The following is a 14609-nucleotide window of genomic DNA, read 5'->3' on the forward strand; positions in this document are numbered from 1 at the left end:
AAAATAAATTCAGAATTATGAAACAGGAAAAACCCCGCAAACGTCGCATAGTAGGCTTGCGGGGGCTTTACTCAACGTTGCTAGTATTGATAATTATCTGTTGTACCTGCGGCGGATGGGTTGCAGCTCAGACTGCCTATTCTGGCACTCCCGCGCGACTGGCTCAGGTATCTTCGATCGAGGATACTGGAACTGTCGATCATATCCCCGAACGCTACCAACTCGGACAGCAACTGTACCTAGAAAACTGCGCCACCTGTCACATCGGTTTACCGCCGCAAGTATTACCCACAGAAACTTGGCGCCGATTGCTGCAAGATCCCCAACACTACGGACAAACCATCAAACTGCTAGTAGACCCGCCCCGCATCCTAGTGTGGAACTACCTGCAAACTTTTTCCCGTCCCCAAGCAAAAGATGAAGAACTGGCCTACCGAGTCGCCAGTTCTCGCTATTTCAAAGCACTGCACCCCAAAGTCAAGCTGCAGCAACCCGCAAATATCAGCAGTTGTGTTACTTGTCATCCCGGTGCATCTAAATACAATTTCCGCAAGCTTACCGCCGAGTGGGAAAACTCCCCGTAACGAAGATTAAGTTGGTAATTATATCCGAGTGCGATCGAGACGATCGCACTAATCAGAAAACGGCGATCGCATTCTGAACTAGAGACTTATCCCAAGTGTGGGTGCGATCTTTCAATTCATGCTTACTGCGCCTCGCACCTTACAAATAACCGACCAAACTTGCTAGTCCGTTCCAACGGAGTGGTTAGTGGCAGCTATAGTGGCATAGAAGTAAAAAATCTGTGCGTTTAACTACTTTTTGACCAATTGTTATGATATCTTAACTTTACCGGAGGCTAGTTCAGACAATTTAAGAAGCCTGGTTATCAAGTAACCTGATTTATGATTGACAGTAAAAAAATTCAACTGAAATGGGAAAGTTATTGGTTTAAAACCTTTGGGAGATGGCGTAAGTGTCCATTGACCTGCCCAGTAGACAGACCTCATCCTCGGCATATTTTTTGGAGTTTGATTGGCAGTTTTTTGGCAATTACTGCAACGTCCTATCTTGCTTTAAAAACTAATTCTCCTTTACTAATGGCTCCGTTTGGCGCTACAAGCGTTCTGATCTTTGGTGTCCCTGACAGCCCTTTGGCTCAACCCCGGAACGTCATTGGGGGCAATTTATTAGCTGCTCTCACCAGTTTAATGATTGTGCATTTTCTCGGTTCTTCTCCCTGGGCGATGGGAATGGCTGTTTCTAGTGCGATCGGAATTATGCAGATTACCAGAACTCTACATCCGCCTTCGGGAGCAGTTGCCTTAGTCGTCATGATGACCAAACCAGACTGGAAATTTTTGCTAACACCTGCTTTTGAGGGCTCAATAATCTTGGTCTTGTGCGCCGTCATCTTTAATAATTTAGCGGCAGAAAGGACGTATCCCAAGCACTGGTTATAGCATGATCTCTAATTCTCTCATCCTTCCCTCGGGATCACTACCCAAAATCGGGATGCTCCCTCGATTCCTTCTTCCTTCTTCCTTCTTTCTTCCATCCGTTACATCCCGATCGCCTGCAACGGAAGCCGAACTTCATTCTGCTAGATCAATCAAAAAAAACGGACGGATCGGGGGAAGGTCGAGATCCCTTTTGAAAGCGTTCCCAGGACTCCTTTAACTGAGCCGGCGCTGGATTTTCGCGATCGTAAACCACCAGCACATTCGTCAAATTCCGGCCCGGTGGCAATAAAATTTCCCCTTGATGAGCCAAACCCACGGAAGCGCCCCCGTCCAAATTCATCGCTTCAAAACAGCCCATCGCCTGCATAACCTTAGCTTCTGCTTCCAAAGACAAACTATCAAGAAAAGTCACTAAAAACAACTTATCCCTAGAAGCCGGAAAGCCGATCGCCGTTCTCGAACCCACGCCCAAAACATGAGAATCTTTAAAACCTTCCGATAAAGGAGACAGCCAAACTTTCCCCCCTTTAACCAATCTCGGCCCGCAAGTCAGAGAAAACCAATGTTGACTCCAATCCGGCTTACCTTCAGTTCTAGCCGTCACCATTTCCAATTGATTTCCCGCTTTAATCCCCAAAGTCGTGCCGTAATTTTCCCATCGGCTGTATTTCAGAAACTTACCCGCCGCCACCATATTTCCCAGCACAGATTTCTGCTCATCTTTACCAAAAAAAGTCCCGTTAGCAACAACAGCAGCCCGGTAACGCGACACCATATTTTCAAAAGGTTCGTCGCCCCGCGTTACTTTAGAAGTATTTGCAAAATCTGCATTATTAGCTAACCCAATTGTGATATAAATTTCCGGGTCTGCAAGATCAATAGTTGTTAGATAAAAACTTGCGCCAGCTACATTTTGGCGGCCCAGTTGTACAGGTTTTGCTTGCTTAGCGGAACGTTTGAGAATTTGAGGTTGAGACGGCGGCGAAGCAGGAGAATTTTCGGAGGATTTTACAATAGGATTACTCGGCAGAGGTTGATTGGTTTTTCCCGATTTTACAATGGGATTGTTAGGGAGATGTGGAGGAGTTTGATTTGATTGTATACTGGATAAGAAAGCGAGTGACTTTTGCCACACTTGACCCGCGAGAGTCAAGAAACTATCTCGGTTGTGGGCGATCGCAAAATAGTCAGCCGCAACCCGCGCCAAAGCTATGCCCGTTAAAAATAAAAAAGTGCGCCGCAGCATCGGGCGGCAACCTTCAGACTGTTTGCGTTTAGACATAAAAAAATCTCAGCTAGGATAGCGAACAGTTTTCTATGGCTGTGACTACAATGGGCGATCGCCTGAATTCTGAAACTACCAGTGGTAAGGTGCGCTGCAGCGCACCTTACCACTAATTCAAAACTCAAAACTATTTCCCTAGCCCGTATTCCGCATCCCCGCAGCAATACCATTAATAGTCAGCAGAGCTCCCCGCAACAATTCACCCTTGCTGTAACGCGAGTGAATCACCCCCGGAATCCCGCCACTACCGTGCTGCCGCAAGCGTTTCAGCAGCGAAACCTGTAACAAACCCAAAGGCACAATCGTCGCATTTCGCAACTGCACGGAACGCTGCAATGCCGGATCTTCGTCCAACAAACGTTGGTGTCCGGTAATAGTTAAAACCAAATCCCGAATCAAGTGAAATTCAGCAGCAATTTGATCGAATAAAGCCTTAAAACGCTCCCTGTCAGCCGGCAAAGCTAACTCCTGGACGTAGTGTTCTGCAATCTGCAAATCCACCTTAGATAAAGTCATTTCCACCTTAGAAATTACCATTCTAAAAAACGGCCATTTCAAGTAGAAATACTGCAAAAGTTTCATGTGTTCTTCCGGTTCCTCCAGCAAAAACTCTTGCAAAGCTGTGCCGACACCGTACCAAGAAGGCAGCAAAAAGCGGCTTTGAGTCCAGCTAAACACCCACGGAATTGCCCGCAAACCGCTGATGTCTTTTTTGCCGCCGCGCCGGGCCGGGCGAGAACTAATTTGCAACTGGCTGATTTCTTGAATCGGGGTAACTTGGTGGAAGAAATCGACTAAATCCGGCTGTTCGTAGATTAAATGGCGGTAGTGCGATCGCGATCTCACCGACAACTCCTCCATAATCTGATTCCAAGGGTCGATGCCGTCAAAACCAGTGTGCAGCAAACTAGCTTGAATTACCGCCGCCGCCACAGTTTCCAAATTGTAAAGCGCCAACTCCGGCAAAGAATATTTAGAAGCCAAAACCTCGCCTTGTTCGGTAATCTTAATTCGCCCGCTGATACTCTTTCCGGGCTGAGCCAAAATCGCCTTGTAAGCAGGCCCGCCGCCGCGCCCTACAGAGCCGCCCCGGCCGTGAAAAATCCGCAACTCCACACTGTGTTTTTCCGCAACCATTTGCAAAGCTTTTTGAGCTTTCTGAATTTCCCAATTACTGCTGAGGAAACCAGAATCTTTATTGCTGTCAGAATAGCCCAGCATTACCTCTTGCAATTTTATCTTGTGGATTGGGTTTTGTGGATTGTGTTCGCTTTTATCCGCTACTTCCTGCGCGTATCCTCCTGTTAGCAGAGCCCTATAAAGCGGCAAATCAAATATTTGCTGCATTACTTCCGGCGCTTTTTTCAAATCTTCCACCGTTTCAAACAGGGGAACTACTTGAATGGTGCTAATTCCTGTCGCCGGATCGTAAAGTCCTGATTCTTTTGCTAACAGCAAAACCGCCAGCAAATCGCTGACATCGTGGCTCATGCTGATCACGTAAGTTTCGCAAATTTCCGGACCAAACTCCTGCTGCATTTGCCGCAATATTCGGAAAGTATTGATTGTCTCGCAAGTTTTGGGAGAAAACGGCAATTCTGCAGGAATTAAAGGGCGGCGAGTTTGCAGTTCTGTTGCGAGCCAAATAATTCGATCGCATTCCGACATTTGATTGTAAGGCTTGGGCAAAATTTGCAAGTATTCAGCAATTTCGCTCAAAGCGTCGGAGTGTACTGTTGACTCTTGGCGGATATCTAGGTAAGCCAAATTAAACCCGTAGATTTCTACTTGGCAAAGCAGATTTTCCAAGTCCCGACAACTCAAACCTGTTTCGACTAAATTGTGCTCAATGAGCTGCAACTCGGCCAAAAACTCAGTTCCCGATCGATAAAGGCCGGTCATTCCGGGATGTTCCGACAAAGCTTCGCGCTCCCGCTGCAACTCGTCTCCTTTGTAGAGCCGCCAATTACGATCGCGCGTATTTTCCAGTCGCTGCAGCACGTAGGCCAGCTTCAACCGATAAGGTTCTTGGCGGTAGCGGATTGCCCACTGCTCGTAAACCTCCGGGAATTCCGATTTGTCGCGATCGAGAGATTCCAGCAATTCCGGCAGCACGTCGCTCCAGTGCAGCGACAAACTCAAAAGTTCGTTCAGCCGTTTCACCGCGACGATGTACTTTTCTAGCACCAAGTGGCGCTGATAGCAAGCCGTTTGCCAAGTAACTTTTGGAGTCACAGAAGGGTTGCCGTCCCTGTCGGAACCCACCCAAGAACCGAACTTGCAAAAATTGTAACTAGGGGGTTTCAGATAAGGGTAAGAAGCGTGCAGAGCTTGTTTGAGGCGGTGGTAGAGTTCGGGAATAGCATCAAACAGCACTTCCTCGAAGTAGTGCAGAGTGTACTCCACCTCGTCAAGCACAGTCGGCTTGAACTGGTGCAGTTCGTCAGTGCGCCACCAGAGGCGAATTTCTTCCATCAGTTGCTCTTGGAGAGCCGCCGCTTCCCAGCAAGACACCGGGTAGGGGCTTGGATAGTCTGCCCCTAACACCTGAAATTTCTCGTCAACTTGGTCTAGCTGTTGGAGAATCTTCGCCATTCGTCGCTGTTTGGTGCGGATCGTGTGGCGGACAATTTCCGTCGGGTGAGCGGTGAATACTAAGCGGATGTCCAACTGATCGATCAAGCGCTGAATTTGCTGGCTGGGCACGTTCAAGCGCAGCAGCATGGGGAACAGTTGGTGAAAAGTGCCGGCATCGCGGGCGATCGTCTCGCTGCTGTCTGCCTTGCTCAAAGCCATTTGGCCGGGGCCGGGGCCTTCCCTGTGGCGCGGGCGATCGGGGGCATCGGTTGCTTGTCCTGGCAGCTTAGAAAACATCCGCCCACCAGCATCGTTGCTGCTAGCGTAAGCTAGCTGTTGGTCTCGCTGTTCGTAGTGCTGTTCGACAATGTTGATCAACTGAAAATACAGTGCAAAAGCCCGAGCGGCGCGGATGGCAGCGTTGAGATCGAGCTTTTCGATTAGCTGTACGACATTCGACTCGCGAAAGTGAGTGGCTTGTCCCTCGGCGGAATTGACCGATCGCATTTGTTGGAGCAAATCCACCAATTCCTGCCCGCACTCCTGTCGCAGCACCGATTCCCACAAGTCCTCTACTACTTTGAGGCGATTTCGCAGAAACAGGTCTGATTTTGAGTAAGCGGGAGAATGGGAAATAGATGTTGCATCAATAGCCTGTTCTGAAGACTGGAGGACTGAACTCATCGGGCTGTTCCTCAATAGCTGCGGGTGTCTGTGAAAATTGTATTGTTTAGTTTCGCCTAAAATACTTTTGTTTGCAGTCAAATTTGAGACAACTTATTGGAAGGTAGAAAGTAGAAGGCACTTATTTACAAGGTATAAGGAAAGATTAATTCTCGCAGCACGGATTTTACCGATTGTCAAGCTTTCAGATCGGTTGACTTGCGATTTTAGATTTTAGACGATCGGCGTGAGACGTTCGGCGATCGCGTCGAACGATGTGAGATTTACTTCAAAGATGAATCTGGGCTCTTGAACTAGGGTCGAAAATTTTGAGTTCTCCACGACAGAAGTCGGGGGCTGGTATTTGTTTTTTGGGCGGGGTCAAAAAAATTAACTTCTAGCTGCTGCATCCTTCCTTGCGCCTTCTAGTCCTGTGATTGAGGAAAGTTGAGCACGGGGAGGCGCGAACCCCGAAAGACTTCTTCGCTTTCAACGCCGAGCGACGCAACAAACTCAGCAGCAGCTTTAGCCACCACCAACCCGCCCAGCATGGGTAAAGCGACCAAGCTCAATAAAATGTCTGAGGGAACTGGCAACTTTGGACTGTTAGGTGTTTGAGTTTTGAGCAAGTCTTGGTGTTCCGACGGCATAGATCCTTCCTGCGTATTCTGTTATCCCTAGTTTACAGGCTAGGGCGGGTTTTCTTGCCTCGTTGTATCCTAGATTGGAGCAAGCTCCGGTGTTCCTCCAAGAATTAGTGCCGTGTCGATCGCACGCCAGACAGAGCTGCGTGCCGAGATCCCCTGAAGGATGTTACACAAAAATCAGAGCGCACGACGATCGCCCGTACAACAGCTTTTTCAAGCCGATCGCTCGCCTGCACGATCGATCCGGAGGCCTGTAAAAAAGTGAGAACGCCCGTTTGTTCAATCAGATGGGGCGATCGACTCAAAGGAAGTTGTGCCCGGTGTGCGATCGCCCCTACAACAGCTTGTTTTTAAGTCGAACGAGAGCCCGCTTTGAAATTTACCTAGAAACGGGCGATCGGCCTAACTATCATTTGTAGAACATTATGGGCTGTGACTCGTCCATTCGATCGCACAAAACCGAGCGCTCGCAAAGCCGATCGACTCAAAGGAAATTGTACCCGGTGTGCGATCGTTAATCTACGGTCTTATCAGGAGTGGTTGCTTCCGTCAATTGCACTCTCATCTAAAAATGATGGAACATCAAAACAGGGTAGTTCAACTTGCAAATACTTATCTCCACACAGATTTTCTGGGTTACCACCTCTATACAGAATCCGAGCTTGAGCCTGCGCCCACGTTACCACTTCTGAACGTTCCGCGTCATTGAGTCTAGAGGCAATTGTTTGCAAAGCTTTTAGCGTCAGCGCTCGATCGATTACCCCAGATAGGATCGTTGCTTCAAAACAATGTTCCATATATTCGTAGGGGATCTGCTCGTAGGGAGGGGGCGGGGCGACGCGCATCAAATGCTGGTCGATCTCGGTTCTGCGATCGAGATTTACCAGTTCAGCAATAAGAGGCAATATTGGTACTAAGACGGCGGGTGGAGGAACTTTTCGATGATACCGACGGGAATTTGGCGAAAGATAGGCACCCCTAAGAGTTTTTTCCCACTCTCTCATCGCTCTGTCGGCTTCAGGACAGCATACGTGAAACCTGGCCCATTTCTCTAAATCAATTGCCACATTCCGTCCCATCTGCTGTGCTAGCAGCGACAACGCCTTCGTGACTACCTGCCGTACCAGTTCGGCTCGCTCCCCGTCTGGACTTCCAGTCCAATCTCTCAGGCGATAGCGAGTCTGATGCTCAATAAAAGCCTGGGTATAAATGGACTCCCAGATAGACAATTGCTCTAATAGAGCATTTGGCAATCCCAGCAACGGTAGAAAAGGAGCTGCCCAAGGTAGAGTTGGTAAAGACAAAGCTTTCAAGTAATTGCTGCTTTCCCAATCTCCCCAAGATAATTTAAGTTCCAAACAGTGTTCTTTTGTCATAAATGATAGTGTTTGTCACGGCTTCAAACGTAAATCTAACCCCAGAAACCTTGCAATTATTTCTAATCCGATCAGAACAGCTCCTCCTACCCCTGCTCCTACCCATAAAACACCGTCTATTACCTCTGCGCCAAGCTCAATTGCCCGTGCCAGCAAGTTACTTTTGTTTCTGATATCTGGCTTTTCAGGAGGTGCTTTTTCTGAATATTCGACTGCTTCAATATACTCCTTCTCCAGGCTGAAATTAAACGGATCATTGTCATCATCACAATCGTCATTGTCTTGAAACTCCTGGATCAATTTTTGTAACCTTTCTTGATCTTTTATGTATTTGGCTTTGTGTCCCTCCCAAGAACCAGGATCGCCAGTCACAGTAGTCCGACGACCCGATAAGGGAGGAATTCGCGAGACGGGAGGATCGGTCATTTCACGACGCCGATTATAAAGATCCTGATCGTCTAAACGCAAATCGTCGTAGCGTTTTTTCAACTCTTTACCAAGAGCTACAATTTCCTGTAAGAGTTTATAGCATGGATCGTCGTCATACGGATTACCTCCACCAGACGGATTATTGGCTACATCATCATTCCCACTTCCACCCGAAGCAGAATCTGAGCCACTACTACCAAAGACCTCTTTAAACTGAGGCTCCTTAAAAATCACAGTCGGTAATTGCCAAATATCATCACTCGGCTTCGGAGGCTTCTGTAAATCCGGTGGCACCTGTTGTTTCGGCGCCTTATTCAACCGCGGCGCTTCCCCAAATTCCGGCAAATTATTCGTCTGGGTCTGTGTTCCTTCTGGGTCAAATGACCCCCTCGTTACCTCCGATTCACCTGGCGCATACTCCCCATCCTTCCAACTATATTTCGACCAACTTTCACTCCAATCATTTCGACCATCATCCCATACTGTCCCGCTCCGAGTCCAACTCCAACTGCTGCCATTACTCGTCGAGACACCCCCTTTCGTCACCGATTCTGAGTCGTAACCGCTCACAGTTTCCGTCCAACTGTAACCTCCCTTAAAATAAGACTTGCTATAACTCTCACTCCAACTAGAATACTTGGAAACCGAACTAGCTACACCCTTACTATCCCGTGTGCGATCGCCCGTAATTTCCTCGTAATTTTAGAAAGTGCGAGCTCCCGTCATTTAAGAAAATGCGATCGCAGGTAAGGGAAAAGCGCGCTCGCCCCTAATTTAAGAAAGGACGATCGGCCGTAGTTGAGAAAAGAGCGATCGCCCTAATCTCGAAAAATCCGATCGCCATTAATATCAAAGTGCGATCCCCTCAGATTCCCTCCGCCCGCCAGAGAAAATTACGATCTCTCGTAATCCAGAGAAATACTATCACCCTTCTTTGTAAAGCTATAGATAATCATTCGAGCGAACAAAACTAATCGCCCGCCACGTCGATTATTTGAGCTTGTCATATTATCCCTCTTTTAGTGGGACAATCGTCTCCGCTACAGCTCTTAATATTGAGGCGAGGCGATCGAAATCAACATATGTGGGGATATGTTCTTCGGATATAACTTTTTGCAGGCTTTTCCAATCATCTATCAGTGAACCTACATCTAGACTAACATCAGTTTCAAAGTTTGTCCATTCATCAGACGAAACTATCCAATAGTAATCTATATCATTAATATCTAATGATATAATGCCCTCTTGTTCCATTTTATTCATGAGTTTATCAAACAATATCCGTAGTTCACCAACCGTCACATTCATCGATTTATCCTCTCTATCTGCGATTAAGTTCTTGTTCTATTTTGATTAACTCATCTCTTTGCTTCTTGATTTGTTTTTGAAGTGCATTAATACGCCCCTGTATAATTTGTTCCCTTATTTGTGGATTTGGTGCGTTTTTAAGCCTGCCATCGTTATCATAAGCATCGGGATTTGCTATGTAGTCATTGAGCTTTTTCTCGTGTTCTTGGATTAGGTCTTGATAGGAGTTTCGGGCTTTCTCCAATTGAGGTGTTGTCATCTTTTGGTAAAGTTGACTCCCTGTACCGCCTGTTCCTTGAGAATATAATACTCCAAGTTCCTGAACTATATTTCTTAGACCAGCCACCAACGTAGTTGTTCCGTGTAGTCCCAAAGCTACACCTGCTACTATGGCGGGAGCACCTCCGATGCAAGTGAATCCTGCTATACATAAAAATCCACCTCCCGCGGCAGCACCACCGCCTGCTATGATTTCCAAAATTCCTGTGACAATTGCTGCCCCATCTCCTAACCGTTGTCCCCACCAAAAATAATTGTAGTCGGGAAGCCCTTTAAGCCCTCGTTCCACATCTTGTTCTTGTCCATCCCAGTAAGGGTTGAAGACCTGGAATAACCATTTAGTTGAATCTCCGATATTACGTAGATACTGATATACTGCGCCAGCAACAAACATCCCAAGAGGTCTAAAAAAATTCAACAATTGTTGAATAACTTCTGCCAGTGCAGAACGTTTGTTTTCAGGTAATTTTCCACCAGGAGCACCAGAACCACCAGACGGATTATTAGCTAAATAATCATTCCCACTCCCACCTGAAGGCGCATCAACTTCATAACTAGCAAAGACATCTTTAAACTCAGGCTCCTTAACAATAAAAGTCGGCAACTGCCAAATATCATCACTAGGCTTCGGCAACTTCTGAAAATCAATCGGCACCTCTTGTTTCGGCGCCTTATTCAACCGCGGCGCCTCCCCAATTGAGGGCAAATCATTAACCTGCTCCCCCGTCCCCGAAGCATCGAACCCTCCCCCTGCTGACGAGGACTCAATCGTCGTATACTCCCCATCTTTCCAACTATATTTCGACCAACTTTCACTCCAACTATTCCTTCCATCATCCCATACTGTCCCGCTGCGAGTCCAACTCCAACTGCTGCCATTACTCGTATAGACACCCCCTTTCGTCACCGATTCTGAGTCGTAACCGCTCACAGTTTCCGTCCAACTGTAACCTCCCTTAAAATAATACTTGCTGTAACTTGAACTCCAGCTAGAATACTTGGACACCGAACTAGCTACGCCGTTACTATCGTAAGTGCTTTCGCTCGACCATTTCTCGTAACTCGAACTGCCATTTTCTGTTCTTTGGCCATCTTTATAAGTTGTAACTGTCTGTGAATTCCAAGTACGGGAGGTGTCGCTACTGTTAGATGAGGTGGAATTGTTGCCCTCGGTACTGCTGTTACTTTTGGTAGCGGTTATTGTCGATTCGTCGCTGGTACTTTGAGTAGTATAAGTATCAGCATTATACTCGCTCTCCCACTGAGCATGATTTTCTGAATAATTTTCAAGCTCGGAATTATAACTAACTTTCCCCTCACTGTTGCTGCTGGAAGAATTAGACTTACTGACAGAATAAGTATCCCGATTGTGGCTGCTAGTTGACGGCCCGTTTTTGTAACTTTGCGTGTCATTCCCTTGACTTACAGAATAATTGTTATTGCGGTTGTTGTGCCAGTATGAGGGGCCGTTGCTGCTGTTGGTTTCTTGAGATTGATTGACGGTGTAACTGTCTCGATTGCTGGTATTTTTTGACTGGCCGTCATCGTAACTGCTGTGATAATTACTATTGGCTTCTGAATAAGTATCGCGGCTGTTGCTGCCGACTGTTTTGCCGTCAGTTGTAGTGTTGTCCCAAGTTGAATTGATTACTGAATAGTTGTCGCTGCTGTTGCCATTTTTGTAAAAACCGCTGCTACTGCTACTCTCATAGTTCGAGCGATTTACTTGGCTTTCTTCCCCGCTGTGAGTGTTGATGGAACTATTACCATTGCTGCTATTCGTCCAATCGGCTTTGCCTTGAATTTGAGTTGAACTGTTGTTGAGAGAACTTCCGGTGCTGCTAGTATAGTGAGTGTTTGAAGTTGATTTTGAACCCCAATCGTCTTGGCGGTTGCCGTTATTAATTGCATAGTCGGTTCCGTATTGACTGTCTGATTGGGAAAAACTGTTTCGGTAACTGTCGGCAGTGGTGTTTGTAGTTTGTTCGGGACTGGTATAATTGCTAGAAGAGCGGGATTTTTGAAGATATGAGCTTTGGTCGTTGCGAGTGCCTTCGTATTTAACTCGGCTGTAGTTTTGCTGCGATTGATTTGTGTTTTCTACTGAGTTTTGGGAAAAGTTTTTGCTGGTGTAGGTAGCAGCATTTGTGCTGGAATCGCTGGTGTATTCGTTAAAAGAGTTGCCCTTGCTGTTGGTGTTGACGGCGTTTTGATCCCAGCTTGATTCGGTGTTTGAGAAGTTGCTATTGGTTTGAGAGTTGGTGATGGTTGTGCCGTTGGAACTACTGGTAGAGGTAGTTGTATATGGCGCTAATTCTGTGGTATAGGAGCTGGTGCCAGAGTTGTAGTCTCCGGTTGAGGTGCTGGTAGTTTTTGGTGTGCCTGGGGCGTTGGTTGCGGTCGGTCTTTCTGAGGGTTTGGCTGTACTATTCGGAGAGTTACTGACATTTGCATCGGCATCAATCAGCGATTTTGTCAATTGTTTGGTGGCTGCTAATACTGGTATTGCGGGGATTGTTTCTGTGGCGGTAGCAATTGCCAATTCGCGGTTTAATATTCCGTATCCTGTCCTTTCGTCCCATGAGGGTACGTCGATGTCTGTTGCTGTTTTTAGGAGGATGTTTTTGATTTGTTGGCGGTTCAGTGATGGGTTTGCTGCCCACATTTGGGAGAGGGTATTTGTAACGAAAGCAGCAGCGATTGATGTGCCTTGTTTTGTTTCGGTTGTTGACTGTTCTGCTGTTTGTGTAAGGCTTGTTGGTGCTAGGATATCTAAACCGCCTCCGTAGCTGGAATAGGCGGCTCGATTGTTGTTTTCGGATGCTCCGACTGTGATAATGTTGTCGAATTCGGTGGAGGCTTGTCCGAGGGCTGATGCGAGAGTTCCTTCATTACCGGCCGCTGCTACAATCAGAATGTTGTTATCTTGAGCGTATTTAAGTGCTGATTTTTCTTCTGGTGTCAGTTGGTAGCGTGTGGTTTGCGTGCCGTCGGAATTGATTTGGGTTAAGTCGAAGCTGAGGTTGACGACAGCATTGGGTTGTTTGGAAGCTTTGGCGGCGTCTACAAATTCTATCAGGGATTGCTGCCAGTTGCCGCTGCCAGTTGCTCGTCCCAACCAAATCGCAGGAGATTTTTTGATGTCGCTTTGATTGTCGGAGTCGCTGATAATTTCTAAAATTGTGTCGCCGTGTTGGTTTGCTTGGTTTGGTTGGAGTAGGGGATTGTTGTCGCCCTCGATTAAGTCTTTTCCGAGGATGATTTTGCTGTAGTTGATGTTGGGATTGTTGGTTGTGAAGCCGGTGTCGATGATGCCGATTAATGGTTGGTTTTGTTGGGGGAGGTTGGGGGTTATTTCTGGTTGGGTTTCTGTGTCGGTGATTGTGTATTCGTTGATGGTTGTTTCGGAGTCGCTGTCAGTTGCAGTTGCGATTTCGGAGTCAGCGATGATATGAAGTGAATTGTCTGGCTGATTGTTTTCCTCGGATGGTATTTCGGGAGTAATGGCGATGTTTTCGGAGTCGAAGTCGGGGTTTACATATTCATCGATGGTTGTTGGTGGCTGATTGTCGCTGTCGGCGGTGATATTTTCCGATTGTTGTGAGTGATGATTTTCAGTGACTGCAATTTCGGGAATAATAGTTTGGGCGTCGGTAACTATATATTCTGATGCGGATGGTTGATGATTTTGGCTGGATTCTGTTTCGGGAATGTTAGGGAATTGTTGGGCTAATATGCTGTTGAGGCTTTCCCACAGTTGGGAAATTTCTTCGGGAGAAATTAGCGGGAAATTTTCAGGAGTTTGGCTGGCTATTTCGGGGGTATCGATAAGAGTTGGGGAGATGTTTTCAATTTCCCCAGTGAGAATGTCTGTGAATTCTGCGGGTATTGCCGATATTTCTGGTTTGTCGGGTTGGAAAAAGACGGGTGTTTCGATTTTGTCACCTGTGATGAAGTCGATTGAGTTGACAACTGCGATCGCTGGTTGAGTGTTTTCTGAGATAGTTGAGATGATATTTTCGGAAATTGTGGGGTTTTCGGTTTCTCCCGCTGAGGAATTTTCCGTTTTTGGATCAGCAGGATTTGGATCAGAATTGGGATTTTCAGAAATTGTCGGATTTTCAGTTTCTGTGGCAGAGGAATTTTCCGTTTTTATCTCAGCAGAATTCGGATCGGAATTGGGATTTTCGGAAATTGTCGGATTTTCAGTTTCTACTGCGGGAGAATCTGTTTTTGGATCAGCAGGATTTGGATCAGAATTGGGATTTTCAGAAATTGTCGGATTTTCAGTTTCTGTGGCAGAGGAATTTTCCGTTTTTATCTCAGCAGAATTCGGATCGGAATTGGGATTTTCGGAAATTGTCGGATTTTCAGTTTCTACTGCGGGAGAATCTGTTTTTGGATCAGCAGGATTTGGATCAGAATTGGGAATTTCAGAAATTGTCGGATTTTCAGTTTCTGTGGCAGAGGAATTTTCCGTTTTTATCTCAGCAGAATTCGGATCGGAATTGGGATTTTCGGAAATTGTCGGATTTTCAGTTTCTACTGCGGGAGAATCTGTTTTTGGATCAGCAGGATTTGG

Annotated in this window: 10 protein-coding genes; 2 read left to right on the forward strand and 8 right to left on the reverse strand. The window is 46.7% G+C overall.

Annotation, left to right across the window (positions count from 1 at the left end; all coding sequences use genetic code 11):
• Window positions 1-17 precede the first annotated feature (17 nt).
• Both QUA44_RS12725 and QUA44_RS12730 read left to right on the forward strand, forming a co-directional pair.
• The gene (locus QUA44_RS12725; RefSeq protein WP_333251612.1) at window positions 18-584 is read left to right on the forward strand and encodes a diheme cytochrome C; all 567 of its coding nucleotides are present in this window, start codon (window positions 18-20) and stop codon (window positions 582-584) included.
• A 321-nt stretch (window positions 585-905) separates the two neighbouring features.
• Complete coding sequence (locus QUA44_RS12730) at window positions 906-1463, forward strand: HPP family protein (protein WP_333251611.1); 558 nt, start codon at window positions 906-908, stop codon at window positions 1461-1463.
• 145 nt (window positions 1464-1608) lie between these two features.
• Here QUA44_RS12730 and QUA44_RS12735 read toward each other — a convergent pair whose 3' ends face one another.
• The 8 genes from QUA44_RS12735 to QUA44_RS12770 all read right to left on the reverse strand — a co-directional run.
• Complete coding sequence (locus QUA44_RS12735) at window positions 1609-2745, reverse strand: phosphodiester glycosidase family protein (protein WP_333251610.1); 1137 nt, start codon at window positions 2743-2745, stop codon at window positions 1609-1611.
• A 138-nt stretch (window positions 2746-2883) separates the two neighbouring features.
• Window positions 2884-6009, reverse strand: coding sequence for a phosphoenolpyruvate carboxylase (ppc, locus tag QUA44_RS12740; RefSeq protein WP_333251609.1), 3126 nt, complete (start codon window positions 6007-6009; stop codon window positions 2884-2886).
• A gap of 404 nt (window positions 6010-6413) precedes the next feature.
• Window positions 6414-6638, reverse strand: a complete 225-nt coding sequence (locus QUA44_RS12745) for a hypothetical protein (RefSeq protein ID WP_333251608.1) — start codon at window positions 6636-6638, stop codon at window positions 6414-6416.
• A 104-nt stretch (window positions 6639-6742) separates the two neighbouring features.
• Window positions 6743-6940, reverse strand: coding sequence for a hypothetical protein (locus QUA44_RS12750; RefSeq protein ID WP_333251607.1), 198 nt, complete (start codon window positions 6938-6940; stop codon window positions 6743-6745).
• Window positions 6941-7165: 225 nt separating this feature from the next.
• A complete protein-coding gene (locus tag QUA44_RS12755; protein WP_333251606.1) occupies window positions 7166-8011 on the reverse strand; it encodes a hypothetical protein in 846 nt (281 codons plus the stop codon).
• Window positions 8012-8026: 15 nt separating this feature from the next.
• Window positions 8027-8758, reverse strand: coding sequence for a hypothetical protein (locus tag QUA44_RS12760; RefSeq protein ID WP_333309704.1), 732 nt, complete (start codon window positions 8756-8758; stop codon window positions 8027-8029).
• A gap of 690 nt (window positions 8759-9448) precedes the next feature.
• A complete protein-coding gene (locus tag QUA44_RS12765; protein ID WP_333251604.1) occupies window positions 9449-9748 on the reverse strand; it encodes a hypothetical protein in 300 nt (99 codons plus the stop codon).
• Between the two features lie 13 nt (window positions 9749-9761).
• Window positions 9762-14609 (reverse strand): S8 family serine peptidase (locus QUA44_RS12770; protein WP_333309706.1); only part of this gene is annotated, 4848 nt, incomplete at its 5' end.

Source organism: Microcoleus sp. N9_A2 (assembly GCF_036701775.1).
GTDB lineage: Bacteria > Cyanobacteriota > Cyanobacteriia > Cyanobacteriales > Microcoleaceae > Microcoleus.

Excerpts from the sequence above, each read along its gene's own strand:
- QUA44_RS12725 (WP_333251612.1), top strand. The coding sequence starts at position 18 with ATGAAACAGGAAAAACCCCGCAAACGTCGCATAGTAGGCTTGCGGGGG.
- QUA44_RS12730 (WP_333251611.1), top strand. The coding sequence starts at position 906 with ATGATTGACAGTAAAAAAATTCAACTGAAATGGGAAAGTTATTGGTTT.
- QUA44_RS12735 (WP_333251610.1), bottom strand. The coding sequence starts at position 2,745 with ATGTCTAAACGCAAACAGTCTGAAGGTTGCCGCCCGATGCTGCGGCGC.
- ppc (WP_333251609.1), bottom strand. The coding sequence starts at position 6,009 with ATGAGTTCAGTCCTCCAGTCTTCAGAACAGGCTATTGATGCAACATCT.
- QUA44_RS12745 (WP_333251608.1), bottom strand. The coding sequence starts at position 6,638 with ATGCCGTCGGAACACCAAGACTTGCTCAAAACTCAAACACCTAACAGT.
- QUA44_RS12755 (WP_333251606.1), bottom strand. The coding sequence starts at position 8,011 with ATGACAAAAGAACACTGTTTGGAACTTAAATTATCTTGGGGAGATTGG.
- QUA44_RS12765 (WP_333251604.1), bottom strand. The coding sequence starts at position 9,748 with ATGAATGTGACGGTTGGTGAACTACGGATATTGTTTGATAAACTCATG.